29 protein-coding genes are annotated in these 26,987 nt (G+C 71.4%); 14 read left to right on the top strand and 15 right to left on the bottom strand.

The window, feature by feature from the left end; genetic code table 11:
* Window positions 1-32: 32 nt before the first annotated feature.
* The 3 genes from QSK17_RS33135 to QSK17_RS33125 all read right to left on the bottom strand — a co-directional run bounded on the left by QSK17_RS33135 (window position 33) and on the right by QSK17_RS33125 (window position 2,110).
* Window positions 33-608, bottom strand: a complete 576-nt coding sequence (locus tag QSK17_RS33135) for a sigma-70 family RNA polymerase sigma factor (RefSeq protein ID WP_285710034.1) — start codon at window positions 606-608, stop codon at window positions 33-35.
* Between the two features lie 269 nt (window positions 609-877).
* On the bottom strand, window positions 878-1,432 hold the full coding sequence (locus tag QSK17_RS33130; RefSeq protein WP_285710031.1) for an MFS transporter: 555 nt from the start codon (window positions 1,430-1,432) through the stop codon (window positions 878-880).
* A 75-nt stretch (window positions 1,433-1,507) separates the two neighbouring features.
* A complete protein-coding gene (locus QSK17_RS33125) occupies window positions 1,508-2,110 on the bottom strand; it encodes a TetR/AcrR family transcriptional regulator (protein WP_285710028.1) in 603 nt (200 codons plus the stop codon).
* Window positions 2,111-2,250: 140 nt separating this feature from the next.
* On the opposite strand from QSK17_RS33125, the gene QSK17_RS33120 reads away from it, so the two are divergent.
* Window positions 2,251-2,916 carry a biliverdin-producing heme oxygenase gene (locus QSK17_RS33120; RefSeq protein ID WP_285710027.1) on the top strand — a complete coding sequence of 222 codons (666 nt, stop codon included), beginning with the start codon at window positions 2,251-2,253 and terminating at the stop codon, window positions 2,914-2,916.
* 118 nt (window positions 2,917-3,034) lie between these two features.
* Here QSK17_RS33120 and QSK17_RS33115 read toward each other — a convergent pair whose 3' ends face one another.
* The 4 genes from QSK17_RS33115 to QSK17_RS33100 are packed head-to-tail and all read right to left on the bottom strand — an operon-like array spanning window position 3,035 to window position 5,271.
* Entirely contained in the window at window positions 3,035-3,223 is a 189-nt protein-coding gene (locus QSK17_RS33115; RefSeq protein ID WP_285710025.1) for a ferredoxin, read from the bottom strand.
* Window positions 3,220-4,443: an NADH-ubiquinone oxidoreductase-F iron-sulfur binding region domain-containing protein gene (locus tag QSK17_RS33110; RefSeq protein ID WP_285710023.1), complete on the bottom strand. Its 1,224-nt coding sequence runs from the start codon at window positions 4,441-4,443 to the stop codon at window positions 3,220-3,222. The genes QSK17_RS33115 and QSK17_RS33110 overlap by 4 nt, the downstream gene beginning before the upstream one ends.
* Window positions 4,440-5,096: a biliverdin-producing heme oxygenase gene (locus QSK17_RS33105; protein ID WP_285710020.1), complete on the bottom strand. Its 657-nt coding sequence runs from the start codon at window positions 5,094-5,096 to the stop codon at window positions 4,440-4,442. Before QSK17_RS33105 ends, QSK17_RS33110 begins: the two co-directional genes overlap by 4 nt.
* Before the next feature lie 43 nt (window positions 5,097-5,139).
* Window positions 5,140-5,271: a hypothetical protein gene (locus QSK17_RS33100; protein WP_285710017.1), complete on the bottom strand. Its 132-nt coding sequence runs from the start codon at window positions 5,269-5,271 to the stop codon at window positions 5,140-5,142.
* A gap of 191 nt (window positions 5,272-5,462) precedes the next feature.
* Between QSK17_RS33100 and QSK17_RS33095 the strand changes: the two genes are divergently transcribed.
* From QSK17_RS33095 to QSK17_RS33075, 5 genes are read left to right on the top strand one after another with little or no spacing between them, the layout of a single operon-like run.
* Complete coding sequence (locus tag QSK17_RS33095) at window positions 5,463-6,434, top strand: ABC transporter permease (RefSeq protein WP_285710076.1); 972 nt, start codon at window positions 5,463-5,465, stop codon at window positions 6,432-6,434.
* Complete coding sequence (locus QSK17_RS33090; RefSeq protein ID WP_285710014.1) at window positions 6,431-7,327, top strand: ABC transporter permease; 897 nt, start codon at window positions 6,431-6,433, stop codon at window positions 7,325-7,327. The genes QSK17_RS33095 and QSK17_RS33090 overlap by 4 nt, the downstream gene beginning before the upstream one ends.
* The gene (locus QSK17_RS33085; protein ID WP_285710011.1) at window positions 7,324-8,859 is read left to right on the top strand and encodes an ABC transporter substrate-binding protein; all 1,536 of its coding nucleotides are present in this window, start codon (window positions 7,324-7,326) and stop codon (window positions 8,857-8,859) included. The genes QSK17_RS33090 and QSK17_RS33085 overlap by 4 nt, the downstream gene beginning before the upstream one ends.
* Entirely contained in the window at window positions 8,852-9,772 is a 921-nt protein-coding gene (locus QSK17_RS33080; RefSeq protein ID WP_285710008.1) for an ABC transporter ATP-binding protein, read from the top strand. The genes QSK17_RS33085 and QSK17_RS33080 overlap by 8 nt, the downstream gene beginning before the upstream one ends.
* Entirely contained in the window at window positions 9,769-10,743 is a 975-nt protein-coding gene (locus QSK17_RS33075; protein WP_285710004.1) for an oligopeptide/dipeptide ABC transporter ATP-binding protein, read from the top strand. The genes QSK17_RS33080 and QSK17_RS33075 overlap by 4 nt, the downstream gene beginning before the upstream one ends.
* A gap of 40 nt (window positions 10,744-10,783) precedes the next feature.
* Here the strand turns inward: QSK17_RS33075 and QSK17_RS33070 are convergent, their stop codons facing one another.
* Entirely contained in the window at window positions 10,784-11,404 is a 621-nt protein-coding gene (locus QSK17_RS33070; RefSeq protein WP_285710002.1) for a neocarzinostatin apoprotein domain-containing protein, read from the bottom strand.
* A 151-nt stretch (window positions 11,405-11,555) separates the two neighbouring features.
* On the opposite strand from QSK17_RS33070, the gene QSK17_RS33065 reads away from it, so the two are divergent.
* The 3 genes from QSK17_RS33065 to QSK17_RS33055 all read left to right on the top strand — a co-directional run bounded on the left by QSK17_RS33065 (window position 11,556) and on the right by QSK17_RS33055 (window position 14,194).
* The gene (locus QSK17_RS33065) at window positions 11,556-12,275 is read left to right on the top strand and encodes a VIT1/CCC1 transporter family protein (protein ID WP_285710000.1); all 720 of its coding nucleotides are present in this window, start codon (window positions 11,556-11,558) and stop codon (window positions 12,273-12,275) included.
* A gap of 13 nt (window positions 12,276-12,288) precedes the next feature.
* Window positions 12,289-12,744, top strand: a complete 456-nt coding sequence (locus tag QSK17_RS33060; RefSeq protein WP_285709997.1) for a DUF3598 family protein — start codon at window positions 12,289-12,291, stop codon at window positions 12,742-12,744.
* Window positions 12,745-12,871: 127 nt separating this feature from the next.
* Complete coding sequence (locus QSK17_RS33055; RefSeq protein WP_285709994.1) at window positions 12,872-14,194, top strand: DUF4437 domain-containing protein; 1,323 nt, start codon at window positions 12,872-12,874, stop codon at window positions 14,192-14,194.
* A gap of 222 nt (window positions 14,195-14,416) precedes the next feature.
* Here QSK17_RS33055 and QSK17_RS33050 read toward each other — a convergent pair whose 3' ends face one another.
* Both QSK17_RS33050 and QSK17_RS33045 read right to left on the bottom strand, forming a co-directional pair.
* Window positions 14,417-15,232, bottom strand: coding sequence for an IclR family transcriptional regulator (locus QSK17_RS33050; protein WP_285709992.1), 816 nt, complete (start codon window positions 15,230-15,232; stop codon window positions 14,417-14,419).
* A 33-nt stretch (window positions 15,233-15,265) separates the two neighbouring features.
* Window positions 15,266-15,610: a hypothetical protein gene (locus tag QSK17_RS33045; RefSeq protein WP_285709990.1), complete on the bottom strand. Its 345-nt coding sequence runs from the start codon at window positions 15,608-15,610 to the stop codon at window positions 15,266-15,268.
* Between the two features lie 332 nt (window positions 15,611-15,942).
* Between QSK17_RS33045 and QSK17_RS33040 the strand changes: the two genes are divergently transcribed.
* The 4 genes from QSK17_RS33040 to QSK17_RS33025 all read left to right on the top strand — a co-directional run bounded on the left by QSK17_RS33040 (window position 15,943) and on the right by QSK17_RS33025 (window position 20,320).
* Window positions 15,943-17,079 (top strand): ABC transporter permease, encoded by a 1,137-nt coding sequence (locus tag QSK17_RS33040; RefSeq protein ID WP_285709989.1) that lies wholly within the window; start codon window positions 15,943-15,945, stop codon window positions 17,077-17,079.
* Entirely contained in the window at window positions 17,076-17,753 is a 678-nt protein-coding gene (locus tag QSK17_RS33035; RefSeq protein ID WP_285709987.1) for an ABC transporter ATP-binding protein, read from the top strand. The genes QSK17_RS33040 and QSK17_RS33035 overlap by 4 nt, the downstream gene beginning before the upstream one ends.
* 129 nt (window positions 17,754-17,882) lie before the next feature.
* On the top strand, window positions 17,883-18,908 hold the full coding sequence (locus QSK17_RS33030) for a nitrilase-related carbon-nitrogen hydrolase (protein WP_285709985.1): 1,026 nt from the start codon (window positions 17,883-17,885) through the stop codon (window positions 18,906-18,908).
* On the top strand, window positions 18,905-20,320 hold the full coding sequence (locus QSK17_RS33025) for an aldehyde dehydrogenase family protein (protein ID WP_285709983.1): 1,416 nt from the start codon (window positions 18,905-18,907) through the stop codon (window positions 20,318-20,320). Before QSK17_RS33030 ends, QSK17_RS33025 begins: the two co-directional genes overlap by 4 nt.
* Before the next feature lie 111 nt (window positions 20,321-20,431).
* Here QSK17_RS33025 and QSK17_RS33020 read toward each other — a convergent pair whose 3' ends face one another.
* A complete protein-coding gene (locus tag QSK17_RS33020) occupies window positions 20,432-20,890 on the bottom strand; it encodes a DUF2871 domain-containing protein (protein WP_285709980.1) in 459 nt (152 codons plus the stop codon).
* A gap of 450 nt (window positions 20,891-21,340) precedes the next feature.
* Here QSK17_RS33020 and QSK17_RS33015 point away from each other — a divergent pair, with 450 nt between their 5' ends.
* Window positions 21,341-22,942 (top strand): ABC-F family ATP-binding cassette domain-containing protein, encoded by a 1,602-nt coding sequence (locus tag QSK17_RS33015; protein WP_285709977.1) that lies wholly within the window; start codon window positions 21,341-21,343, stop codon window positions 22,940-22,942.
* A gap of 118 nt (window positions 22,943-23,060) precedes the next feature.
* Here QSK17_RS33015 and QSK17_RS33010 read toward each other — a convergent pair whose 3' ends face one another.
* From QSK17_RS33010 to QSK17_RS32995, 4 genes are read right to left on the bottom strand one after another with little or no spacing between them, the layout of a single operon-like run.
* The gene (locus tag QSK17_RS33010; protein WP_285709975.1) at window positions 23,061-23,993 is read right to left on the bottom strand and encodes a S66 peptidase family protein; all 933 of its coding nucleotides are present in this window, start codon (window positions 23,991-23,993) and stop codon (window positions 23,061-23,063) included.
* Window positions 23,994-24,007: 14 nt separating this feature from the next.
* Complete coding sequence (locus QSK17_RS33005; RefSeq protein WP_502889338.1) at window positions 24,008-24,961, bottom strand: ABC transporter ATP-binding protein; 954 nt, start codon at window positions 24,959-24,961, stop codon at window positions 24,008-24,010.
* Entirely contained in the window at window positions 24,958-25,989 is a 1,032-nt protein-coding gene (locus QSK17_RS33000; protein WP_285709973.1) for an ABC transporter ATP-binding protein, read from the bottom strand. The genes QSK17_RS33005 and QSK17_RS33000 overlap by 4 nt, the downstream gene beginning before the upstream one ends.
* On the bottom strand, window positions 25,986-26,885 hold the full coding sequence (locus QSK17_RS32995) for an ABC transporter permease (protein ID WP_285709970.1): 900 nt from the start codon (window positions 26,883-26,885) through the stop codon (window positions 25,986-25,988). Before QSK17_RS32995 ends, QSK17_RS33000 begins: the two co-directional genes overlap by 4 nt.
* Window positions 26,886-26,987 lie beyond the last annotated feature (102 nt).

The following is a 26,987-nucleotide window of genomic DNA, read 5'->3' as shown; positions in this document are numbered from 1 at the left end:
CGCGTGACCGTCCCCGCTCGCGTCCCGCTTGTTCAGGCCGCCTGTTCGGCCTCCGCCAGCGAGGTGATGAGCTGGCTGCGTGCCCGCGCCACGCGCGAGCGCACCGTGCCCACGGGGCACCCGATCAGCTCCGCCGCCTCGGCGTACGGCAGGCCCATGAGCTGGGTGAGCACGAAGGCGTCGCGCCGTTCGCGCGGCACCTCGGCGAGCAGCCCGGCCAGCGCCACGGCGTCGTCCGGACCGGGCGTTTCGAACGGCTGGCGCCGTTCGGCGGCGGCCCGCCAGTCGGGCACGTCGGCGATCATGGGGCGCACGGCCGCCGAGCGGAACCGGTCGACGACGACCCGGCGGGCGATGGACAGCAGCCATGTGCGGGCGGAGGCCCGCCCGGCGAACCTGGGCAGGCTGCCGAGGGCCCGCACGAACGTCTCCTGGGTGAGGTCCTCCGCCGACTGGGGGTCGGTCAGATGGACGAGGAACCGGCGCACGTCCGGGTAGACGGCGCGGGCGAAGGCCTCGACGTCCGCGGGGGCTCCCGCGCGTGCCGCCAGGGCGAGCACCGTCAGCCGTTCGTCGTCGGCCGCTCGGTGATCGGAAACAGACCTCATGATGATCTTTCTGCTCGGCTCGATCTCCTCGGCGCCGGAGCCGGGGCGTACGCGGCGGGAGGGCCGGGGTGGGAGCGGGAGACGATCCACGCCCCGGCGGCCGGCATCACGATGCCGCGGACGGTGCGCGGCGAAGACGCACGTCAGCGGCGCGAGCTCCGCGCGGAGGAATCCCGGCCATGCTGGGCGACGGTCGGAACGGCGCGTCCGCGCGGTGCGGAGCGCCGGAACACTCGGGCACACCGGCCACCGGAGCGCTGCTGCCTCCTTCAGCCGGCGTGACACGGCACGGGCGGACCGCGCCTGGGGATCGCCGGCGCGATCTCGTGACCGCGGTGCGGCTCCGCCTCGGAGGGCGGCACGGCCTGCCGTAGTGGACGGTGGCTCTCCTCCGGGACGGCGCGGAGCCGCCGCGGCAGGGGGAAGGGCGGCGCGCCCCACAGGCGGAGCATGAGCCAGACCGCGTCCTCGCCCCGGCACAGCCACCAGCCGCTGACCAGCGCCACCAGGAGGTGGACCAGCAGCATGCCGACGCCGAGGTGTCCGTGCGCGGAATGGACCGCCGGAGCCGACGCCGACCAGGTGAAGAGCTCGTGGAGGAGGTCCTGCGCGGCGACCGTCGCCGCCATGACGGCCTCGGGGCCTCGCTCGCGCCCGTTGAGGACGTAGGCGAGCGTCAACGCCCCGAGCGCGCCCGCCGCCAGGACGCCGGGCGCGACGGGACCGCCTCCGGCGAAGAAGTGCCCGGCCGCGGAGACGAGGACGCACACCGTCGCGAAGACGGCGGCTCGTGCCAGGCGCAGGCCCGGCTCCTCGGGGGACACGACCCTCATCCTCGCAGCCAGAGGGGTCGGTGCGGAGATCGCCCCAGCTGGATCATGGGGTCGCCGCGGCGCCGATCACTTTCCCGGTGCTCGGACGGCTCCCTGGACGAAGGCGATGACGGTCCGCTCCGCGTCTTCCAGCGTCACCGCGCCGCCGACGAGGGGGATCCGCTCCGCCCCGATGACGGCCAGGACGCTGCGGGCGGCGGCGTCCACGTCGAGCGGGCGGAACTCCCCCGACTCGATCCCGCCGGCGAGGATCTCGCACAAGATCTTGTGCATGGGCGCCACATGGCCCGCGAGCGCCTGGTACGCGTCGGGTCCCAGCGCCGCGGTGATCTCGGCGGCGCCCGGGTGGGGGTGGGCGACGAGGCCCTTCAGCTGGAGCCGGACGAAAGACTCAAGACGCGAGCCGGCGCTGGCACCCTCGGGCAGGTCCTGCTCGAAGAGGTCGACGAAGTAGTCGGTCACCCGCTGGCTGAACGCGAGCAGCAGCGCGGCCTTGTCCGGGAAGTAGTTGTAGAGGACGGTCCGCGCCACGCCGGCCTCCGCCGCGACGTCGGTCATGGAGATCGCGTCGATGCCTCGATCCTTGGAGAGCCGGGCCACCGCGTCGATGATCCGGTTCACTGTCTGCGCGCGGTGCTCTCGCAGGTTCGGGGCAGAAATCCTAGGCATATCGGCATTTTCGCACGCAGCGGGCATGCCGTCAGCGTTCCCGCCTTTCACAGCGGCCGGGAAACGTCGTTTCGCTCTGTTGTTTTGACGACAGTTTGTCGTTATCTTTAAGGCAACTCGTCGTAAAACGGAGGACAGGCGTGAACACGAACACCGCCCAGGACCGCGAGCCGCTGTCCAAGCTGCTCTACCACGGGACGTCCGAGGCGCACCGCGAGGCCGAGAACACTCCCTACATGCTCGCCCTGTTCCAGGGCAGGCTGACCAAGGACGCCTACAGCGCGTGGCTGGTCCGGTTTCACGCTGTGTACTCCGCCCTGGAGCGGACGGCGGAGGCCCTGCGGGAGGACCCCGCCGTCGGCGCCCTGTACCTGCCCCAGCTCAACCGCGCGGAGGCCATCGAGCGCGACCTCGCGTACTTCCACGGCCGCGACTGGCGGGACTCCCTGCGCACCTCTCCGGCCACCGACGCGTACGTGGCGCGGCTGCACCGCGTCCGCGACGAGTGGCCACTCGGCCTGGTCCCCCACCACTGGATCCGCTACGCCGGTTACCTGCACGGCGGGGCGACGCTCGCCAAGCTGCTCACCACGACGTACGGCCTGAGCGACGGCGCCGGCGTGGCGTTCTACGACTTCGCGGAGATCGAGGACAACCGCGCCTTCATCTCCGACTATCACGCGCGGATGAACGCGGTGCCTGTCACCGAGGAGGACCTCGAGCCGCTGGTGGAGGAGGGCAGTCACGCCTTCCGCGGCAACGCCGCGATCACCGTCGAGCTGGGCGAGGAGTTCGGCGTGGCCTGACAGAGAGGGCACGCAGGGACGGCACACAGGGACGGCACGCGGCAGGCGCCCGGAACACGAAAGACACGAGGAAGCGCGAACGAACGCGAAGGCCGCCCTCCTGGAGAGGGCGGCCTCGTCACACCGTCCTGATGGCCTGCAACGGACACGCCTCGACGGCGGCCTCGGCGCCCGCCATGTGCTCCGGCGGGACCTCATCCACCAGAACCTTGCCGTAACCCCACTCGTCCAGCCCGAACACCTCCGGAGCGAAACGCTTGCAGTACCCCTTGCCGTCGCACACGGCGGCGTCGATCACAACCTTCATGGTTCCTCCAGAGAGATGCGAAACTTCGTGTCCGCGGTGACAGGGGAGACGGCGCACCGCTCGCACTCCGCGTCCACGTGCGCGCCGACGAGATCGCGGTGATGCAGGAAGAGCGAGCCGACCAGGACCGTCACGGCGTCCGGCGTCGCGCAGTTGCCCCGCCCGGCCAGCGCCTGCCCCCACCGTTCCAGCCGCGCGACGTCGCTCCACGTCGCGGAGCGTACGGTCAGCCCGGCGAGCACGTCCGCCACGCCCGCCGTGCCCGTGACGCACGGCCCGCACTGCCGCGCGTTCTCCCGGTCGAAGAAGGCCGCCACGTCGGCGGCCACCCCCACCGGGCACTCCCCGGCGAGCAGGACGAAGGCGCCGCAGCCGAGCGTGCTGCCCGCAGCGGCCAGCGCGGCGTGGGTGAGCGGAAGGTCCAGGGCCGAAGGAGGAAGCAGTCCTCCCGCGAAGCCACCGGCCAGCATCCCGGTCACCCCGGCGGCCGTTCCCCGGTGGGTGGTCACCAGCTCACGCAGCGGGACACCGTACGGGACCTCGTACAGGACGGGGGCCTGACCCGCGCCCGACAGCGTCACCAGGAACGTGCCTCCGGACTCCGGGGTGCCGAGCCGGCGGTAGGTCTCCGGTCCGAGCCGGACGGCGAGGGCGAGCTGGGCGAGCGTCTCGGCGTTACTCACCAGGGTGGGCGCTCCCCCCAGGCCCGCCTGCCAGGGCCGGGGCGGTTTCGCCGTGGGCAGGGCCGGTCCGCCGCCGACGGCGCGGACGACCGCGGTCTCCTCCCCCGCCACGTATCCGGGCGTCACCCGCACGACGTCGACGAGGTCGCCGCCGCGTGCCCCGGCGAGGCGGCGGGCGGCGGCCGGATCGCTGACATACGCGTAGGAGCGGTCGGCTCCCACGGCCCGGGCGGCCAGCGCGAGACCGCGGAGCACGAGCTCCGGACGCTCGCGGAGCAGGAACCGGTCCTTGACGGAGGCGGGCTCGCCCTCCTCCCCGTTGGCGATCACGAAGCGGGTGGAGCCGGCCGCCGATGCGACCGAGCGGAGCTTTTTGGCCAGCGGGAAGCCCGCGCCGCCGCGCCCGCGCACGCCCGCCGCCTCGGCGATCTCGATGATCTCCGGCCCCGAGGGGTCTGGGCCGCGCGGCGCCCCGTCCGGCTCCGGAGCGAGCAGGCGCGCGTCCCGGAGCGGGCGGACCGGCAGGGGAAAGCTCATGCCACCAGGTACTCGGGCAGCCGCTTGCCGATCTCGACGATGACCTCGGTGTTGAGCTGGTAGGCCAGCACGGTCTCGCCGATGATCCTCCTGGCCTCCACCTCGTCCGGGTTCAGCGCGTTGAGCCGGTCCCGGTAGTCGACCTTGAACGCCTTGAGGTCCGGGATGCCGGGGAAGAGGTAGAACCGCACTCCCGCCGCGGCGCCGAACTGGTACGTGCGCTCGGCGACCTTGCGGATCACCTGCCCGCCGGAGAGGTCGCCGAGGTAGCGGGTGTAGTGGTGGGCGATGAACCCGCCCGGCCAGTCGGCGATCTGGTTGATCCGCGCGACATAGGTCAACGTGGGCTTGGACGGCGTGATCTTGTCGCGCCAGTCCTTTCCGTACAGCTCCTCCAGGTCGGCCTCCAAGGCGGGCAGGCGCTCAAGCTCCGGGCTGACGAACGGGCCCGCGACCGGGTCGTCGGCGAGGGCGCGTCCCGCCTCCTCCAGGGCCACGTAGGCGAAGTAGTGCTGGGCCACCATCTCGGCGTACCCCTCCCGGGAGACGCGCCCACCCATGAGCGCTTCGAGGAAGGCGGTGTGCTCCGCATCCTCGTGGTCGCTCCAGGTCGCCTTCTTGAGCTGCTCGGCGAAGCTCTCGGTTGCAGTCATGCCTGGACTCCATTGCGTCGGAATGCCTTTTAACGACAGAGTGTCAGCAAGAGCGATGATGGTCAATACTTTTACGACACATCGTCGCGAACTTCGCTGCGCCGCGCAACGCGACCGCCCCGGCCCGGCCGGCCACCACCGCCGCCACCACCGCCGCCACCATGGCCGCCGCCATCGCCGCCACCATGGCTGCCGGCCGCCGGCCGCCGAGGGCCCGGCCTGCCCGCGGGCGCGCACCAGGCAATCCATCGTTCGGATGATGACGATCTGTCGCCAAAACCCTTCCCGTCACAGGAAGGGCGATCTACTATTCCGTGCACATATACACAATTCCGGATAGCGGAACACTGAGAGAGGTGGTTCGCCATCGTCTCCTATCTCCTCCGGCGTCTGATCGCACTCGTGACCACCGTCTTCGCGGTGATCTCGCTGGTGTTCGTCCTCCTCCGGTTGTCACCGGGCAGCCCGCTGTACACCCTGCTGGGATTCAGCTACAGCGAGGAGGGCAGGGCCGCGGTCGCCGCGCGGCTCGGCCTGAACGCCTCCATCCCCGAGCAGTACGCGCGCTACCTCCGGCAACTGGTCGGCGGGGATCTCGGCACCTCGGTGTTCTCCGGGCAGTCGGTCGGGGAGCTCATCTCCCAGCGGCTGCCCGTCTCCCTCGAACTGGGGCTGGTCGCCGGAGCGGTCTGGATGACGCTGGGCGTCCTCGCCGGCGCGCTCGCCGCGCTCCGGCACGGCTCGCCGCTCGACGGGTTCGTCCGCGTCACGAGCGTGGTGGCGCTCTCGGTACCGAGCTTCTGGCTGGGCCTCGTCTGCGTGCTGGTCTTCGGCGTCTACCTCACCGGGGTGCTGCCGATCAGCGGGTACGTCCCGATCTCCGAGGGCGCGGCCGCACACCTGCGCAGCCTGGTCCTGCCCGCCTTCGTGCTCGGCCTGCCCGCGTTCGCCGTCGTGGCCCGCACGTTCCGCGCCTCCGTCCTGGAGGTGCTCGACCGTGACTACGTCGCCTTCGCCACGTCGATGGGCATGCGCCGCCGCCGGCTGGTCCTCCGGGTGGCGCTGCGCAACGCGGCGATCCCCCTGGTCACCGTCATGGGACTGATGCTGGGCATGCTGGTCAGCGGCGCGATCCTGGTGGAGAACGTGTTCGGCGTGCCCGGCCTGGGCCAGCTCATGGTCGACTCCTTCCGCCGGCAGGACTATCCGGTGGCCGCCGGCTGCTGCCTGGCCGTGGCCGTCCTCTACCTCCTCACCAATCTGGTGGTGGACGTCGCCCAACTGGGGATCGACCCGCGGATCCGCGAGGGCGTGCTCAACCGAGGTAAGGCCCGGTGAGCGCCGTCCTCCCGGCCACGCGCCGCGTCCGGTTCCTTCCTCGAGACGGCCTGACCTGGTTCGGCGTCGCCTGCGCCGGGCTGTTCTGCCTGCTCGCCGTCGTGGGGCCGCTGGTGTCCGGTGACCCGAACGCCGCCGGCCCCGACGTGCTCGCGGCCCCGAGCCCGGCCCACCCGTTCGGCACCGACCAGCTCGGCCGCGACCTGTTCGCCCGGACCGCGGCGGGCACCCAGGTGTCGCTGGCGGTCAGCCTGGCCGCCGTGGCGCTCGGCCTGCTGCTCGCCCTGCCGCTGGGCATCCTCGCCGGCTACCACGGCGGCCGTCTCCTCGACGACCTGATCATGCGGGTGCTGGAGATCGTCCAGGCGCTCCCGATGTTCGTGCTGGCGATGTTCGTCATCGGTCTCAGCGGTACGGCCACGGCACACCTGGGGCCGATCCCGATCACCATGACGACCAAGGTCGTGCTGCTGCTCGGCGCGGCGTTCGTCCCCTATTTCGCGCGCGTGGCGCGCGCCGCGACCATGGCGGAGACCGGCCAGGAGTACGTGTCCGCGCTGCGGGTGGTGGGCGTGCCGCGGGTCCGGATCCTCTTCGGCGAGCTGCTGCCCAACGTCGCGCCCGCCATGCTGGTCCAGGCGTTCCTCGCGATGGCCCTGGCGATCTTCGCCGAGGGCGGGCTCGGCTTCCTCGGGCTGGGCGTCCAGCTCCCGCAGGCGACGCTCGGCAACCTCACCGGCGGCGGCACGGGCTACCTGCCCGCGGGCATCTGGTGGTACTCCGTCCTGCCCGGCGCGATCATGCTCGCCGGGATCCTCGGCTTCAACCTGATCGGCGACGCCCTGTCCGACTCCCTCAGCGGGCGCGGCACGACTCACGTGGAGACGCGATGACACCTCCCCCCTTCTGGTCCCGACGGCGTTTCCTCGGGCTGCTCCCCGCCGCGTCGCTGGTCGCCGCCTGCTCGCCCGCCTCCCCGGCGAGCGGCGGCGGGACGCTCAGGATCGGTGTCGCCGCGGGGCCGAGCAACCTCAACCCCCTCGACTCCGGCAGCGAGGTCACCCGGTGGATCGCCGAGCCGGTGATGGAGACGCTCTACGACTACGACGAGCGGCTCCGGTCGGTGCCGCTGCTCGCGGCGGCGGAGCCGGCGGTCTCCGGCGACGGGCTCACCTGGAGGATCCCGCTCAAGCAGGGGGTGACGTTCCACAACGGCGACGCCTTCACAGCCGAACACGTGGTCGCCTCGCTCGACCATGTGGCCGCGTTCGCCAGCGGCAGCGAGTGGGTCGTCTACTTCCTCGGCTACTACTCGGGGGCCCGCGCCGTCGACCGGAACACGGTCGAGATCACCCTCAAGCGGCCCTACGGCCTGCTCCGCTCGCACCTGACCAACCTGCCGATCACGCACCGGGCGTTCGCCGACCGCAAGGACACGATGATGGGCACCGGCCCCTACAAGCTGGAGCGTGTCTCGCCCGGGCTGGGTTATTCCATGGCCGCCCATCACGGGTATCACGGCCAGCCCCCCGCGTACGCCCGGCTGGAGTTCCAGATCATCCCGGACGGCTCCACGCGGGCGGTGAACCTGCGCGCGGGCAACGTGGACATCGCCACCGAGCTGCCCGTGGCCGCGTTGACGCTCCTCATGGGGCAGCCGCAGGTCACCGTCCACCGGGTAGACGCCCCGATCGACATCCTCACCTACGTCAAGGCGGGGGACCCGCCCTTCGACGACGTGAACTTCCGCCGCGCGGTGGCCTACGCGTCCGACCGCCAGGGAGTGAACGAGAAGGTCTTCGGCGGCTCGGCGACCCTCGGCCAGGGCCCCATCGGTCCCGCCGAACGCGGATACGACCCGAGCCTGCGCGTCTTTCCCGCCCGGCCCGACCCGGCCCGGGCGCGCCGGCTCCTCGACGGGGTCGCGAACCCCTCCTTCACCCTCACGATCAGCGCCGGACAGGTCATGGAGGACATCGCGCAGATCCTCGTGCAGGGCTGGGCGCAGGCGGGCATCACCGTGAAGCTGGAGGTGCTTCAGGGCGGCCCCTGGGCGCAGCGCTGGATCTCCGGCGCCTACCAGATGATCATGAACCGCTTCTCCAGCGGCTTCACCAGCGGCGACGCCAACTATCTCGCTCTCTCCCCCGCCCAGTCCAGGAGCGTTCTGGCCTGCGGCTACGAGAACGCCGCCGTCGACACCGCGCTCGACCGCGTATGGGCGACCTCCGACCAGGCCGAGCGCGACGGACTGCTCCGCCAGGTCAACGCCGCCCTGACCGAGGACGCGGTGATGTTCCCGCCCGTCTACCCGAAGATGATCGTGGGGCAGCGGGCGAGCGTGAGCCCCCTGGACCCGGGGCGGATGCGGATCAGCAGGCTGGGCACCCCGAACCTGCGCCCCGGGGGGAACTCCGGTGGCTGACCTGCTGACCATCGCGGACCTGGACGTGGCCTACTCGGGCCGGCCCGCCGTACGCGGCGTCTCCCTCACCCTGCGCAGAGGGGAGATCCTCGGCCTGGTCGGAGAGTCCGGCAGCGGCAAGACGAGCCTGTGCTCGGCGATCACGGGGGTGCTCCCGGCCGGCGCGAGCGTCCGCGCGGCCGGACTGCGCTTCGACGGGCGGGAGCTGACCGAGCTGTCCCACGAGGAGATGCGGCGGCTTCGGGCCTCCCGCATCGGCCTGGTGCCCCAGCGGCCGATGACCTCGCTCAGCCCCTCCTCTCCGGTGCTGCGCCAGCTCCGCTGGTACCACGACGGGCCCGACCTCGCCGACCTGCTCGGCCAGGTGGGCCTGCGCGCGGTGATCGACCGGCCGCGCGACCACCCCCACCGCTTCTCCGGCGGGCAGCTCCAGCGTCTGCTCATCGTGCTCGCCGCACTGGCCAGGAAGCCCGATCTGCTCATCGCCGACGAGCCGACCACCACGCTGGACGCCACCGTGCAGGCGCAGGTGCTCCGCCTCCTGCTCGACCTGCGCGACCGGCTCGGGCTGGCGATGCTCTACGTGACCCACGACCTCGCGGTGGTGGCCCAGATCTGCGACCGGGTCGGGGTGATGTACGCGGGTCGGCTAGTCGAGTCGGGCACCGTGGACCAGATCTTCACCGCACCCCGCCACCCCTACACCCGGGCCCTCCTGGCGGCGTTGCCCGGCCGTACCGAACCCGGGCGGCGCCTCGGCACGATCCCCGGGGACGCGCGGGCCCGCTCCGCGGGATGCGCGTTCGCCCCTCGCTGTCCCGACGCGTTCGCCCGCTGCGGTGAGGAGGAGCCGATGCCGATCACCATCGGAGCGGACGTGGTCCGCTGTCATCGCGCCGAGGAGGACGCATGACGCCACTGCTCGAACTCGACCACGTCACCCGGCGCTTCCCGCTCGGACGGCGCCAGGCGGTCCACGCGGTGGAGGACGTCTCCCTCCGTCTCGACCCCGGCGAGACACTCGCCGTCGTCGGGGAGTCCGGCTGCGGCAAGTCGACGGTCGCCCGGCTCGCCGTCGGCCTGATCGCCCCCACGCGGGGCACCGTGCGCATCGGCGGCACTCCCACGAGCACGCGCATGGACCGGGCGACGCGCCGGCACGTGCAGTTCGTGTCGCAGAACCCCTGGTCGGCGCTGAACCCGCGCAAGACCATCGGCCACAGTGTCGGCCAGCCCCTCGCCGTGCACGGCCTGTGCCCGTCCCGCGCCGAGCGGGCCGCGCGCGTGGCCGAGCTGCTGGAGCAGGTCGGCCTGCCCGCGCATTACGCCGCCCGCCGCCCAAGCGGGGTGAGCGGCGGGGAGCTGCAGCGGGTGACCGTGGCCAGGGCGCTCGCCGCCCGGCCGCGCGCGATCGTCCTGGACGAGCCGACGGCCAGCCTGGATGTGGGCGTCAAGGCGACCGTGATCAATCTGCTGCTGGATCTGCGGGCCTCGCTCGGCCTGAGTTACGTGCTCATCACGCACGAGCTCGACATCGCCCGGCACCTCGCCACCCGGATCGCCGTCATGTATCTCGGCAGGATCGTCGAGCAGGGTCCCGCCGAGCAGGTCTTCACCGCGCCGCGCCATCCCTACACGCGCATGCTGCTGGCCGCCGTGCCGGTGCCCGATCCCGCCCGACGGGGCCTGGTCGCCCTCACCGGAGAGGTCCCCTCGGCCGTCCATCCGCCTCCCGGGTGCGCCTTCCACCCTCGCTGCCCGTACGTCGCGGACGGCTGCAGGGAGCGGGTCCCGCCCTTGCTCGCCGTCGGCGACCGGCCCAGCGACCGGCACAGCGCCTGCCTGCGCGACGGCGAGATCCCCGTAATCCCCGTACAGGCGTAGGGGCGGGCCGGCGTCCACCGGCCCGCCCGCGATGTGCTTGCTAGTGCCGCGCCGCGCGGCCCCGTACGAAGAGGACGACGGCCACGGCCACCACGAGGAGCACGACGGCGATGACCACGATGAGGACGACGGAGGGCGCCCCGCCGTCGTCCGCCGCCGCGGAGGCGGTGGAGGGGGTGGACTCCGGAGCGGAGGCGGGGGGCTCGGCGGGCGCCACCGACGCTGCCGGGCTCGCGGCGCCGGCGGCGAAGGTGAGAGGAAGCTGCGTGAAGTTGGTGATGTCCCGCGGGTTGGCGGGGTCGTTCGTCATGAGGGCGCAGGTCGTCGCGGCGCAGTCCGTGGAACCGAAGACGGCGACCGGCGTCATCGTCGTCTCCAGCCGGCCCTCGGCGTCGGTGGTGACCCGGGCGAAGTTCCCCGTGTCGCACGCCTTCCCGGGGGGCTGCTTGGTGTCGCAGAGAGCGACGAACAGGGTCGTCTTCGGCGTGAACCCCGTTCCGGTCACCGTGATCTCGGTTCCCGGCGTGAGGTCGGCGCTCTGGCTCGCGGTCAGCTTCGGCTTGCCCTGCGCGGTGGCCTCGCCGGCGAGCGGGAAGGCGAGGGCGAGGATGACGGCCAGTGCGGTGACCAGCCATGCGCGCGGTGAACGGTTGCGGGGCATGAGTGCCTCCCTTGATCCGAAACGATCCCGATCGAGTCCCCGAGTCACTTGCGGAACACTGTTTCACGACATAGTGTCGTAAAACAAGAGCTTGCACGCCCCCCGATTTCCCGACCTGCGTCCCCTGGCAAGGCAGGCGGAAAGGATGCATATGAGCGTGGAAACGGCCCTTCCCCCCGTCGAGAAGCACCAGCACCACCGCGACGTCACCGGCGGCTGGCTGCGGCCTGCCGTGTTCGGCGCGATGGACGGGCTCGTCTCCAACTTCGCCCTCATCAGCGGCGTGGTGGGCGGCGGCGCTCCCAACGCGATCGTGGTGGTGACCGGGCTGGCCGGGCTGGCGGCCGGCGCCTGCTCCATGGCCGCGGGCGAGTACACCTCGGTCGCGTCCCAGACCGAGCTGATGCGGGCCGAGATCGACATCGAGAAGGCCGAGCTGGAGCGCAACCCCGACGGCGAGCTGGCCGAGCTCATCGCCCTGTACGAGGCGCGCGGACTGGACGCGGACACCGCGGAGCGCGTCGCCAGGCAGCTCACCGAGCAGCCCGAGCTGGCCTGGCGCGTCCACGTCCGCGAGGAGCTGGGCGTCGATCCGGACGACCTCCCCTCGCCCTACGTCGCCGCGTTCTCCTCTTTCACGGCCTTCGCCCTGGGGGCGATCATCCCGGTGCTGCCGTTCATACTCGGCGCGACCGGGCTGGCCGTGGCCGCGGTGGTCAGCATGCTCGGCCTGCTCGGCGCCGGCGCGCTCGTCGCCCGGCTGACGGCGCGCCCCTGGTGGCGGGGAGCGCTGCGCCAACTGCTGCTGGGCGGGATCGCCGCGGCGGCCACCTTCGGCATCGGCAGCCTCGTCGGAGCCGGCCTCTCCTAGCGAAAGGATCACCATGGGCATCAGGGAAGAAATGCCGCTGCTCGCTCGGCACGAGGGCGAATGGGAAGGCACCTACATCCACGTCGACCCGGCCGGGAAGATCATCGACTCGCACCGGTCCCGGCTCACCTGCACCCTGGGCGACGGAACCGAGGGATGGGACTACAACCAGGTCAACGTCTACACCTGGGACGACGGCAGGACCGAAGAGCACCGCTTCCCGGGCACGTACCTGGGCGGAGGCCGCTGCGCCTTCGACACCGACCGGCTCAAGGGCGAGTTCTGGGGCGTCGACGACAGCACGATCTATCTGTCGTGGATCTACAAGGAAAGCGGCACCGACCTGCGGCTGTTCGAGCTGATCGTGCTGAGCGAGGACGGGAACAACCGGAACCGCGTCTGGCAGTGGATCAGCGGCGGCACCTGCGTCCAGCGCACGCTGATCAACGAGACGCGCGTCGTGGCATGAGAGCCCGGCCCGCCTCCGCTCCTGCCTCACCGGCTACAAGATTCCCAAAACCGTGCCCTACGTGCTGAAACCGTCGCGCGACAGTGCCGGGAAGGCTCTCAAGCGCGAGCTCGGAAAGGATGCCTGAATGCGCCCGCACGTCGAACTGATCCATGACGACGACTACGTCTGGCATGCGGCCGAACTCGTCGGCGGCGAGGGACGGGCCAGTGAGCGCCGGCTTTCGGTGGACGAGGAGGACGGCTCCTCGTCGCTGCGCGTCGACTTCCACACCCGCTGGGGTCGCGGCCCCGGGATCCACCACGCCGACACCGAGTACTACGTGCTCGACGGCTCGATGACGTACGGCGGCCGCGAGATCGGCAAGGGCGGGTACGTCCACGCGCCCAAGGGCGTGCCCACCGACGCGATCACGTTCGCCGAGGGGACGCGGATCCTGCACTACCGCGAGTACGGCGACGCCGGATTCGACCCCGTGGACGATGTGAACGCCCCGCGCTGGGCCGGCGCGCGGGAGGACGTCACCGTCATCGACACCGAGGCCATGACGTGGGACGCGGTACCGAACCCCGGTCCGATGCCCGGACTTTTCATCAAATATCTGCACGTCGATCCAGTCACCGGGTTCTACACCCGGCTGGTGTACTGCCAGGAGGGCTGGACCGACCACCGCCTGGCCCACCACCCCTGCTACGAGGAGGCGTACACCACGCAGGGGCACATGGAGTACAACTTCGGCACCCTCGACCAGGGCAGCTACTTCTTCCGGCCGGCCCGGGTGAAGCACGGCCACTTCACCACCATGGAGGGCGGCATGACCATGCTGCTGCGCTCCGACGGCGAGCTGTTCAACTGGTACACCCAGAACGAGTGGATCCGCTGGGGCGGCGAGGCGGTCAACTACGGCCCGGGCGGCACCCGGATGCGCTGGTCGCAGTCGTCGCACGACCTCGGGAAGGGCTCGGCCCGGCGCAGCGAGCGCGACCTGGCCGATCTCGCCGCGTCCGTGCGCTACCAACGGGAGCAGGGTGCGGACGACGCCGACTACGTCCCGAGCGGCGAGGGCGTCGACAAGAGCCTGATCGCGATGGCCAAGGCCCTCGACGCCGCCGGTCTCCAGGGCGGCCACGGCGGTGAGCACGGCCACCACCATGAGCACGATCATGAGCACGGCCACGACCATGACCACAAGCACAGTCACGAGCACGAGCACGACCACCACGAGCACGAGCACGACCACCACGAGCACGAGCACGAGCACGGTTTACGAGCGGGCTGGGGCGCCGACCCCGGTTCACTGGAGCATCGGGACGAGCGCACCGACGCCGGCGCGCACAACCGGGGCCAGGGCCGCCCCTGGAAGCCCGGCGACCCCATTCCCGCCCCGATCATCTCCACGCTTCCGGTCCGCAGCCGCTCCCGCGGCCGCTGGGACTCCGACGGCATGTAGGACGGCATGGAGTAGGGCGAGCGCCCTCGTGGGCACCCGGCCGGGCCCGCGGCGTCGGAGCGTCGCGGGCTTCGCCGTACGCGACGGGCGAGCGTTTCACGCATGGGGCGGCGCGGGGGCTCGGGCGGGGCTGCGTGGAGTCACGACATGGAGAGATGGCTGGAGAGATGGCGTGGGGGCGGCGGCCGCATCACAGCAGGACGCGTGCGGCCGACGCGGGCGTCACTTCGTTCCGGCTTGGAGGTGGCCCATCTGGGCCGAGATCCGGTTCGTCGACTCGAGCAGCGCCTCGGCGCACTGCTCCGCCTCGTCCCTGAACCGCTCCAGCGGCCCGCACACGCTGACAACGCCGGCCGGCCGGCCGTGGTGGTCGAAAACCGGCGCGGCGACCGAAGCCGAACCCGGCTGACGTTCGGCGTTGGATTTCGCGTACCCGCGGTCGCGAATGCCCGCTATCTCCTTGCGCAGCACATCGGCGTGGACCAGGGTGCGTTCGGTCAGCCGGGCCAGCGGAACGGTTCTCAGGTACGTGTCGATCTCCTCGTCGGAGAGGAAGGCCAGAAACGCCTTGGAAGACGCGCCGGCATGCAGTGGATAGGGGACCCCGAGAGAGACCGACATGATCACTTCCCGGCTCGGGGTCACCTGGTCCACATAGACCCGCGTCGTTCCGGTGCGAATCGACAGCGTCGCCGTCTCGGACAGCGACCTGGACAGGGTCAGCAGTTCGGGCGCCGCCAGCTTGCGCACGTCGATCCTGTCGAGGTAGGCCAGCCCGAGCCGCATGGCCGTCACCCCGAGCGAGTATCGCCGGGTGCTCTCGTCCAGGTCGATCAACCCGTGCAGGCGAAGCGAGGCCAGGATCCGATGAACCGCTGCCTTGGACATGCCGAGCCGCTCCGCGATCTCCGTGACGCCGAGCGTGACGGATCCCGGGGCGGCGAAGAGCACGAGCACGTCCGCGGCACGTTGGACGGTCGCGACCGTCTGACTGGAGGATTCCGCCGCACGACTGTGCAACGGCTTGATGGTGTCCATCGGAATCTCAGCCCCTAACTGGCGCCGGCACGTTCAGTCCCGCGAGAACCCCACGGGAACGGGCGTGTCGGTGACGATCCTTGTGTCAAGGAAATCCCACCACGATTCCTGGGACACCCGCTCCGTCTCCCATGAGTCGTCCGCCTTCAGATCGGCCAGCGCGGCGCGGTAGGCCCCCCAGCCCGCCTCGTCCTCGAAGGCCGCCCAGTTCTCCAGAACGTAGACGTCGCCGACGACGCTGTAGTACCAGCGCACCTCTTTGACCATCGGCAGGTCGCGGTAGAACCAGCTCTCCCGCTGTTCCAGCCACTTCCAGAACGCCTTCATGTCCCGCCGCGCGCTCTCGGTGAGCCGCATCCGATAGACGAGATAGATCACGCCTGCTCCTTCGCCGTTCGCCTGTACGGGTCTCGCGGAGATCCCCCGAACATCACCCGGCCGCCCATTTCTCCCTCAGTTTGAAACATGTTTCCTCTGAATGGAACAGGCGTGTACGGGAGAGGCCCGCGCCGTACGTCCCGGCCGGCACCGGGACGGGCCGCCCTGCTCGCCACTTCTCTCCACGGCTGATGCCGCATCGTCCGAAAGATGGATTTCTCTCCGGATCAAAGGAAGGTCGCGGCCCGACCGTCCGTACGACGCCGGGGAAAGGGGTGCACCCGGATGCTGGACGACGACAGATCAACCGACATCCGACGGGGGAACGCGCTGTGTTCGTGGCGCTCAGGGACCTACGTTTCGCGAAAGGACGCTTCGCTCTCATGGGCGCCGTCGTCCTGCTCATCACGCTGCTGGTGACCATGCTGTCCGGCCTGACCGCCGGTCTCGCCCAGGAGAACATCTCGGCGGTGACCGGACTGCCGAGCGACCGCATCGTCTTCTCCGTCGCCGAGGGTCCGGACGGCAAGCCCGGCAAGCCCTCCTTCTCCGACAGCCGGATCAGCGAGCAGACGTGGCAGGCGTGGAAGGAGGTGAAGGGCGTCTCCGCCGAGCGACTCGGCGTCAGCATGGGCCGGCTCACCTCCGGTCCGGACGGCCGACAAAGCACGGCGGCCGCGCTGTTCGGCGTCGAGCCCGGCGGCGCGCTGGCCGGCACTGCGGGCGGCACTGCGGGCGGCACGTCGGGCGGCACTGCGGGCGGCGCCGTGGACACCGGAAAGATCGTGCTCTCCTCGGCCCTGGCGAAGGACAGCGGGCTGGCCGCAGGGGCCAAGGTGCAGATTTTCGGCCGGGACTTCATCGTCGCGGGAACCGGTCCCACCGCCTCCTACAGCCACACCCCGGTCGCCTGGATGAGCATCGGCGACTGGCAGTGGATCAGCCGCCAGAGCGAGGCGGACACGGTCGCCACCGTGCTCGCCCTGCGCACCACCGACGCCTCGGGCCTGGCCGCCGCCGACCAGCGGGCGGGCACCGTCACCGTGCCGCTCTCGGACGCCCCGGCCGCGATCGGCTCCTTCTCCTCGGAGAACGGGTCGCTCCAGCTCATGCGGGGATTCCTGTTCGCGATCTCCGCGCTGGTCATCGGCGCGTTCTTCACCGTGTGGACGATCCAGCGCCGCGCCGACGTCGCCGTGCTGAAGGCGCTCGGCGCGAGCACGGGCTACCTGCTGCGCGACGCGCTCGCCCAGGCCGTCATCGTGCTGCTGCTGGGCGCGGGGATCGGCGGCGCGCTCGGCGCGGGCGCCGGCGCGCTGGCCAAGGGAACGGTGCCGTTCGTGCTGTCCGCCGCCACGACGGCCGTCCCCGTCGCGGTGATGATCCTGCTCGGTGCCGCCGGCGCCGCGCTGGCCATCCGCAAGATCACCTCTGTCGACCCGCTGACCGCCCTTGGAGCCTCGCGATGACCCTCCGGCTCGACGACGTCGTCCTCACCTACCCGGACGGCGACCGCACCCTGACCGCGCTCGACCATGTGGACCTCAGCGTGGCGGCCGGCGAGTTCACCGCCGTCGTCGGCCCGTCGGGCTCGGGCAAGTCCAGCCTGCTGGCCGTCGCCGCCACGCTCATCACCCCGGCCTCGGGGAAGGTGTCGGTGGCCGGGCACGACGTGACCTCGGTCGGCCAGGCGGCCAGGACCCGCGTCCGCCGCGACCACATCGGGATCGTCTTCCAGCAGTCGAACCTGCTCGCCTCGCTCACCGCGCTGGAGCAGCTCCTGGTCATGGCGCACATCTCGGGGTCCTCGGTCCGCGAGGCGACCGTACGCGCCCAAGAGCTGCTCGCCGCCGTGGACATGGTGGACAAGAAGCACAAGCGGCCGCACCAGCTCTCCGGCGGCGAGCGGCAGCGGGTCAACATCGCCCGCGCCCTGATGAACCGGCCGGAGGTGCTGCTCGTGGACGAGCCGACCAGCGCGCTGGATCACCGGCGCGGGGAGCAGGTCGTCTCCCTGCTCGCCAAGCTGACCAAGGAGAACTCCCTGGCGACCGTGATGGTCACCCATGACCTGGCCACACTCGGCCTGGTGGACACCGTTCTCACGATGGTCGACGGGAGGCTCACCAGCGAGCGCCCCTGAGCCCGGGGTTCGTCGGGCCCGATCGTTCATCGGGCCCGGCCGTCGTCCTGGCTTCGCGCTTCCCCCCATACGCACCGGAATGCTACTTTCCGTAGAGAGGAACGCGGTTTCATTTTTGGAAGGCCAGTGGTGAACCTCTCGTATCGCGCGCTCGCACTCCAGACCACCACCCATGCGGTGAGCGGGATGTCCGTCGACGACGCCCGCGCGGCCATGAAGGCCGCCGTGTCCCGGATCGCCGTCCAGGTCAGGGGCTCCAAACAGTGGATCGGACCGGACCTCCGGCTGGTCGTGCTCCCCGAGTACGCGCTGACCGGATTCCCGCTGGGTGAGTCGATCCCCGCCTGGCGGGAGAAAGCCGCGCTGGCTCCGGACGGCCCGGAGTACGAAGCGCTCGCCGCCATCGCCCGCGACCAGGACGTCTACCTCGCGGGCAACGCGTACGAAACCGATGAGCACTTCCCCGATCTGTACTTCCAGGCCTCGTTCATCATCGACCCGGCGGGTGACATCGTGCTGCGGTGCCGCCGGCTGTACTCGATGTACTCGCCCACGCCGTACGACGTGTGGGACCGCTACCTCGACGTTCACGGGGCCGACGCCCTGCTGCCGGTCGCGCGCACCCCGATCGGCAACCTCGCCGCCGTCGCCTCCGAGGAGATCCTCTACCCCGAGCTGGCCCGCTCCCTGGCCCTGCGCGGGGCGGAGGTGCTGTGCCACCCCACCTCCGAAGCGTCCAGCCCGATGCTCACGCCGAAGGCGATCGCCCGCCGGGCGCGTGCGCTCGAGAACCTCTCCTACGTGGTGTCGGCCAACAGCGGCGGCCTCACCGGCATCCCGATCCCCGCCGACTCCACCTCCGGCGGCTCCGAACTGATCGACTTCGAGGGGCGCGTGCTGGCGCAGGCCGGGCCGGGAGAGAGTCTGGTCGCCAGTGCCGAGCTGGATCTCGGCGCGTTGCGCCGCTTCCGGAGCCGTCCCGGCATGGGCAACCTGCTCTCCCGCGCCAAACCCGCACTGTGGGCGGCCGAGTACGCCCGCCACGAGGGAGAGCGGCCCAACGAGCTCGATGGAACGGTGCCGGATCGCTCGTGGTTCAAAGAGCGCCAGGCGGCGACGATCGCCCGGTTGCGCACCGCGGGCGTGATCGCGTGACCGGCGGGACGTACCAGGTCCGGGATCCGCGCACCGGCGAGATCCATCGCGAGCTGTGCCCGCCCGCGCCGGCGGAACTGGCCGAGGCGGCGGCCCGCCTCCGCGCCGCACAGCCCCGCTGGGCGGCCCTCCCCGCCGAGCGGCGCGCGGCGGCTCTCCTAACCTGGCGGGAGGAGATCGCCGGGGCTCAGGACGAGCTCGTGGCGGCGCTGACCTCCGACACCGGACGGCTCACCGAATCCGTGCTGGAAGTCGGCAGCGTCCTCGGCATGCTGGAACGATGGGCCGGTCAGGCCCCGGAGCTGCTGACGCCGCCGCCTCCGCTCCAGGCGGCGATCCCCGGCATCGAGATCCGCGGCGCCGGTGTTCCCTATCCCCTCGTCGGCGTGATCAGCCCGTGGAACTTCCCGCTCCTTCTCGGGTTGATCGACGCGATCCCCGCCCTGGCCGCGGGCTGCGCGGTACTGGCCAAGCCGAGCGAGGTGACGCCCCGTTTCATCGCTCCGCTGATGAAGACCGCCGCCCAGGTGCCCGACCTCGCCGACGTCATCACGATGGTCGAAGGCGACGGAGCCACCGGCGCGAGCATCGTGCGCCTCGTGGACGCCGTCGCCTTCACCGGCAGCGTCCCGACCGGGCGGATCGTCGCCGCCGCTGCCGCCGAGGCGTTCATACCGGCCTTCCTGGAGCTGGGCGGCAAGGATCCCGCGATCGTCCTGGCGGGCGCCGACCTCGACCGGGCCAGCTCGTCCGTCCTGTGGGGGGCGACGGCCAACGCGGGTCAGTCATGCCTGTCGATCGAGCGGGTCTACGTTGAGGAGGCCGCCTACGAGGAGTTCCTGGACCTGCTCGTCCGCAAGGCCGGGCGGCTCACGCTGGCGTATCCGGGGCCGGGTGACGGCCAGATCGGCCCGCTGATCGATCCCGCGCAGGCGGCGGTGATCGAGCGTCATCTCACCGACGCCCTGGAGAAGGGGGCCACCGTCCGGTGCGGAGGGCGGATGGAACGTCTCGGCGGCGGCCGGTGGTGCCTGCCGACGGTCCTGACCGACGTCGATCACGGCATGCTCGTGATGACCGAGGAGACGTTCGGTCCCATCGTTCCGGTCATGCGCGTCCGCGACGCCGATCACGCGGTGGAGCTGGCGAACGACTCCTCCTACGGGCTGTCGGCGGCGGTGTTCGCCTCCGATTCCGCGAGCGCGCTGTCGGTCGCGGACCGCCTCCTCGTCGGAGCGGTCAGCGTCAACGACTCGGGGCTGACCGCGTTCGTCCACGAGGGCGAGAAGAACTCCTTCAACTCCTCCGGGCTCGGCGGTTCGAGGATGGGGCCCGCTTCCCTGAGCCGGTTCCTCCGCCGCCGCTCATACCTGATCAACAACTCGACCGGGCCCGACCCGTGGTGGCACTGACCGGCCGACCGCGGTGACCGGCTGACCGGGTGGACCAGGTGACCAGGTGGACCGGGGCGACCGTGCGGCCGGGTCGGGGAGACCCGGCCGGGGTACCGGCGCCGCTCCGGCCTACGCCACCGCCGAGCCGTCCGCCACGGCCGGCCGGTCCGCCGCGTCCTCGGCGGACTTGGGGAAGAGGCGGCCGCGCAGGCAGACGAAGAAGAGAATCAGGGCGACGGTGAGCAGGATGTGTCCCAGCCCGGCGATGCCCGCGAGCGCGGCACCGGAGGTCTTGCCCAGGACGGTCAGGGTGCCGTGCACCGTCATGATCGTCACCGTCATCACGAGCCCGGCGTTGTAGATCCAGAAGAACCAGCCGAACAACCTGCTCTTCGACAGGGCGAACGCCCGCTCGAACAGGATCATGATGAGGAAGAAGAACATGCCCAGCACCAGCAGGTGGGTGTGGACGACCCCGAGCTGCGTCTGACCGGTGAAATCGTTCGCCTTGGTCAGATCGCGGTAGTACAGCCCGCCGGCCAACCCGAGCGCCATGTAGACGAGGGCCGCATAGTAGAGCTTCTTCATCGTGTTCCTTTATGAGAGTTGATGGAACCCGCCCAGGTCATGGGCGGAGTTTCGACTGGTGATCACCGGTGGGTGCGCCGCTGACCGCCCACGAAGGCCACGCCGTACAGCTTGCCGGGGGCGGGAAGACCGCCGGGAGGGCGGCCGGGGTTCGGGGGCCGCGTCAGGTCCGCGCCGGAGACACCGGAGACAAGGCAATGACGGGTATCGCGGTGTCCATGTCTCGAGGGTCCCACCCGGCGCATCATAGGCGCATCCGCCCCCGGGAGTGTTCCGCCCTACCACCACCGCGGTATGCGCGGTGGTGCCGGGCGGCACCGCTTATTTCGGATGCGGTCACCGGGTGGAGCCCGTTAGCCTGTCCGTTATGTCTACGCCCCGGATTTCCTAGCTCAAGGACCCGCTTCCACGCCACCCGTGTGTCCTTTTGCTTTTCCGGAGCGTTATCCCATGATCACCGTTCGCGACCTCGACGTGCGCGTCGGCGCCCGTCTGCTGCTGTCCGAGATCTCCTTCCACATCGCCCCCGGCGACCGGATCGGCCTGGTCGGCCGCAACGGCGCGGGCAAGACCACCCTCATGAACATCCTGGCCGGGCAGGCGCAGCCCGCCGCCGGGACCGTCGTCCGTACCGGCGCGGTGGGCTACCTGCCGCAGGACTCCCGCGCGGCCGATCCCACGGCCACGGTCACCGACCGGATCCTGTCCGCCCGGGGCCTGGACCGGGCCGTCCGCGCCCTGCGGGCCGCCGAGACGGCGATGGCCGACGCGACGAGCCCGGCGGCGCAGGAGTGGGCGATGAACGCCTACGCCCGCGCGGAGGCCGAGTTCCAGGCCCGCGGCGGGTACGCGGCAGAGGCGGAGGCGGCCCGCGTCGCCGCCGGCCTCGGGCTGCCCGCGCGGGTGACCGACCAGCCGGTGGGCGCGCTCTCCGGCGGTCAGCGGCGCCGGGTGGAGCTGGCCCGGATCCTGTTCGCCGACCACGGCACGCTGCTGCTCGATGAGCCGACCAACCACCTGGACGCCGACTCGGTCGCCTGGCTGCGCGGGTTCCTGCTCGACCACCGGGGCGGACTGGTGGTAATCAGCCACGACATCGACCTGGTGGCGGGCGTCGTCAACCGGGTCTTCCACCTCGATCCGCACCGCGCCACGGTAGACGTGCACAACACCGGATGGGCCGCCCACCTCGCCCAGCGTGACGCCGACGAGCGCCGCCATACCCGGGAGCGGGCGAACGCCGAGCGCAAGGCCGCCGCCCTGCACGCCCAGGCGGACAAGATGCGCTCGAACGTGGCGACGGCCGTGGCGGCGAAGAACATGGCCCGCCGCGCCGACCGCATGCTGGCCGACCTGGAACCGGTCCGGCACGCGGAGAAGGTGGCCCGCATCCGGCTGCCCGAGCCCGCCCCCTGCGGGAAGACGCCCCTCGGCGCGATCAGCCTGACCAAGGCGTACGGCAATCATCGGGTCCTCACCGGCGTCGACCTGGTCGTGGACCGGGGCGGCCGCTTGGTGATCCTCGGCCTGAACGGCGCGGGCAAGACCACCCTGCTGCGCATCCTCGCCGGGCACGAGAAGCCCGACGGGGGGCGCGTGGTGCACGGCCACGGCCTGCGCCTCGGCTACTTCGCCCAGGAGCACGACACCCTCGATCCGGCGCTGACCGTACGGGAGAACCTCGCCGCGGCGGCTCCGCACCTGACCGACGGCGAGGTGCGCCGGGTGCTCGGCGCGTTCCTGTTCACCGGCGACGACGCCGACAAGCGGGCCGGGGTCCTGTCCGGCGGCGAGAAGACCCGTCTCGCCCTGGCGGGCCTGGTCCACTCCGGCGCGAACGTGCTGCTGCTGGACGAGCCCACCAACAACCTCGACCCCGCGTCCCGGGGCGAGATCCTCGCGGCGGTCGGCACCTACCCGGGGGCGATCGTCATGGTCACCCACGACGTGGGCGCGATCGAGGCGCTGCGCCCGGAGCGCGTCCTGCTGCTCCCGGACGCCGACGAGGACCTGTGGAGCGAGGAGTACCGGGATCTGGTCGCCCTCGCCTGAGGTCGCGCCGAACCGCCGGGACAGCGGGCCACCGGTCCGCGTCGCGGCACCCGACGTGCCGTGCCGCGGACCGGCGCCGCGATCGCCCACGGTCCGTGACCGGGGGCGATCAGGGCCCTCAGGAGGTGAGGATCGGCTCCAGGAAGCGCAGCTTCCCGGCTTCGGTGTCGAGCTGGGCCTTGACGCCGATGGGGTAGGTCTGCATCGAGATCCCGTGCCCGATGTCGGCCCCGGCGAGGACCGGCACCCCGAGATCGCTCAGCCGCTCCACCAGCATGCGCTCCACGTCGCGCGGCTCGCCGCAGTTGGTGAACGTGCCGAGCAGGATCCCCGCGACGCCGTCGCTGTACGTGGCCCGGCGGAGCTGGGTGATGTAGCGGTCCATCCGGAACAGTTCCTCGTCCACGTCCTCGAGGAAGAGGATCGCCCCTCGGGCGGGCAGCGAGGTGTCGGTGCCGAGCGAGGCGGCCAGCAGCGTGGCGGTTCCGCCCAGCGTGTGGCCCTCCGCGATGCCGGGCACGACGGTCCTCGCGTCGGGGAAGACCAGCTCGGTCACCGTCTCCGGGTGGAAGAGCAGCTTCATCAGCTCGTCGAAGTCGTACTCCCCCGGCCCCTGGTAGAAGCCGTCGCAGGCGACCATGGGCCCGAACAGCGACACCCAGCCGAGCTTGACCGCGATCGCCTCCAGCAGCGCGGTCACGTCGGAGTAGCCCACCACGACCTTCGGCTTGGTCGCGTCGATCTTCGACCAGTCGACCAGCTCCAGGGTGCGCTGCATGCCGTACCCGCCGCCGGCGCAGAAGACCGCGTCGAAGGCCGGGTCGCCGAGGGCCTTGGTCAGGTCGCTCGCCCGCAGGACGTCGTCGCCCGCCAGGTAGTCGTACTCGGTGCCGCCGACCCGCGAGGAGGCGAACACCTCGGGCTTGAGGCCGACCTCCTCCATGGCGGCCAGGCCGCGGTCGAGGTTGGCCTGGTTGGGCGGGCTGCTGGCGGCGATGACGGCGACGCGGGCGCCGGGTCGCAGGGCGGGCGGGTGGAGGAAGTCGGTCACAGAGAGAGTCTCCTTCACTGGACGAGGTGGCAGGCGGCGAGGCTGGACGCCGACGGGTCGCCGGTCAGGACCGGCAGGTCCTCACCGTCGCATCGCGCGTCCTTCTCGGCCGCCCTGAGCGGGCATCGGGGGTGGAAGCGGCAGCCGCCGGGGACGGAGGTCGGGTCCGGCGGCTCGCCGGTGAGCAGCACGGGCGGTTCGCCGGAGTCCGGCAGCACCGACAGCAGGGCCCGCGTGTACGGGTGCTTGGGGCGCAGCAGGACCTCCTCGACCGTCCCGGTCTCGACAATCCTGCCGAGATACATGACGGCGACGCGGTCCGCAATGTTCCAGGCTAGGCCGAGGTCGTGGCTGACGACCAGCGCGGACAGGCCGAGCGAGTCGCGCAGCTCCAGGATCAGCTTGAGGATCTCGCCCCTGACGGAGGCGTCGAGCGAGGCCACCGGCTCGTCGGCGACGATGACCGACGGTTCGAGCGCGAGCGCGCCCGCGATGACGACGCGCTGCTGCTGCCCGCCGGACATCTCGTGCGGGAACCGGCCCGCGAACTGCTCGGGCGGCCGCAGCCCCGCCTTGGCCAGCGCGGTGTGCACGCGCTCGCCGAGCTGATCGGTCAGGCCGTGCAGCCGGGGCCCTTCCGCGACGGCGTCGAAGACGTTCTGCCTGGGGTTGAGCGCGCCGCCCGGGTCCTGCAGCACGAGCTGGGTGTGGCGGCGGTAGGCCTTCAGCGCGGCGGCGGAGTAGCCGAGGGGCTCGCCGTCGCTCAGCACCTGTCCGCTGGTGGGCTTCACCAGCCCGACCAGGGCCCTGGCCAGCGTGGACTTGCCGCATCCCGACTCGCCGACGAGCGCGACGATCTCGCCCTGCCGTACCTGCAGGTTCACTCCGTCGACGGCGCGCGCGGGCGGGGCCCCTCGCCGCGCCGGGTAGGTGACCATCAGGTCGCGAACTTCCAGCACGGGCTTCACGCGCCGCTCCCTTCCAGCACGCGCAGGCACGCGGCCTCGCGCCCGGGGCCGCTCGGCCACAGCTCCACGGTCTCGGTACGGCAGGCGTCCACGGCCTCGGGGCAGCGCGGCTCGAAGGCGCAGCCCCTGCTCTCGTCCAGCTTGGCCAGCTCGGACGGCGTGGGCGGATCGCCGGGCAGCCCGGCGGGCGCGAGCCGCGAGGCCGGGTCGCCGATCGTCGGGAAGGCCCGGCCGAGCGCCCGCGTGTACGGGTGCCGGGGCTCGGAGATGAGCTGCTTGGACGGGCCGATCTCGGCGATCTGCCCCGCGTACATGACGGCCAGCCGCTCGCACATGTGCGACAGCACCGACAGGTCGTGGCTGATCATGATGACGCCGATGCCCGACTCGCGTACCAGCTCGCCGAGCAGGTTCAGCACCTGCGCCTGGACCATGACGTCGAGCGCGGTGGTCGGCTCGTCGGCGATGATCAGATCGGGCCGGCAGGCCAGCGCCATCGCGATCATGATGCGCTGGCGCTGGCCGCCGGAGAACTCGTGCGGGTAGGAGCCGAGCCGCCGCGACGGCACGCCGACACTGTCGAGCAGCTCGGCGGCCCGCGCACGCGCCGCCTTCTGACCGATCTTGTCGTGCAGCAGGATGGGCTCGCAGATCTGCTCGCCGATCGTGCGCACGGGGTTGAGCGCGCTCATCGCACCCTGGAACACCACGGAGGCGGCCGACCAGCGCACCGCGCGCAGCCGCGCCCACTTGGCGGTCAGCAGGTCCTCGCCCTCGAACAGAACCTGCCCGCTCACCTCGGCGGAGGACGGCAGCAGCCGCAGCAGGCTGAGCGCCATCGTCGACTTGCCCGATCCCGACTCCCCCGCGATCCCGAGGGTCTGGCCCCGGTCGAGGGTGAAGCTCACCCCGCGTACGGCGGGCATGGCCCGCTCGCCGCCTCGGTAGCTCACCCGCAGGTCGCGGACGTCGAGCATGGGGACTCCGGCCCGCTCCTCCGTCGCCTGACTCCGATCCGTCGCCGTCATCGGCCCACCATCCTCGGGTTGAGCACGTGCTCGACGGCGCGGCCGACGAGCGTGAAGCCGAGCACGACGATGAGGATCGCGATGCCCGGCGGCATGAGGTACCACCACGCGCCCGCCGTCACCGCGCCACCCAGGAACGCCGCCTGGAGCATCGATCCCCAGGTCACGCTGGTCGGGTCGCCGAGGCCGAGGAAGGTCAGCGTGGCCTCCGACAGGATCGCCGAGGCGACGGTGAGCGTGCTGGAGACGAGGATCAGCGGCATGACGTTGGGCAGCACGTGCCTGATCATGATCTGCGTGTTGCCCGCGCCCAGCACCTTCGCCCGTTCGATGAACGGCCTCGCCTCGACGGCGAGCGTCTGGGCGCGGACGAGACGGGCGGTCGCGGTCCACGAGGTGACCGCGATGGCGATCGTGATCGACGCCGCGCCCTGGCCGAGCACGGCCGAGAGCGAGATGGCCAGCGGCAGGCTCGGCAGGGCGATGAACCAGTCGGTCACGTGCATGAGGATCTTGCCGATCCAGCCCTGGTAGTGCCCGGCCAGCAGGCCGACCGCGCTGCCGAGGACCACGGTGAGCGCGGTCGCGATGAGGCCGATGCTGAGCGACTCGCGCGAACCCCAGATGACCAGCAGCAGGACCGAGCGGCCCGCCTGGTCGGTGCCGAGCGGGTAGCCGTCGACGGGCGGCGACAGCTGCGGGCCGTCCACCTTGATGACGTTGAGCTGGTCGTCGCCGATGAACAGCGGCGCGACCAGGGCGAGCACGCCGAACGCGACGAGCAGGCCGAGCCCGGCCAGGCCGGCCGGGCGCTTGGCGAAGGCGCGGCAGAACCGGCTGAACGCGTGGTGGCGCGGGACGTCGAGCGCGGCCGGGGCGTTCGTGGCGGCGCTCATCGGCCACCACCCCGGTGAAGACCTCGCTGAGTGTCCTGATGAGTGTCCTGATGAGTGTCCTGATGAGTGTCCTGGTGAGGGCCCTGGTGAAAGCCCTGGTGA

Origin of the sequence: Microtetraspora sp. NBRC 16547, assembly GCF_030268965.1 — a bacterium.
In the GTDB taxonomy this organism is placed as follows: domain Bacteria; phylum Actinomycetota; class Actinomycetes; order Streptosporangiales; family Streptosporangiaceae; genus Microtetraspora.
This window is presented reverse-complemented; position numbering and strand designations above follow the sequence as displayed.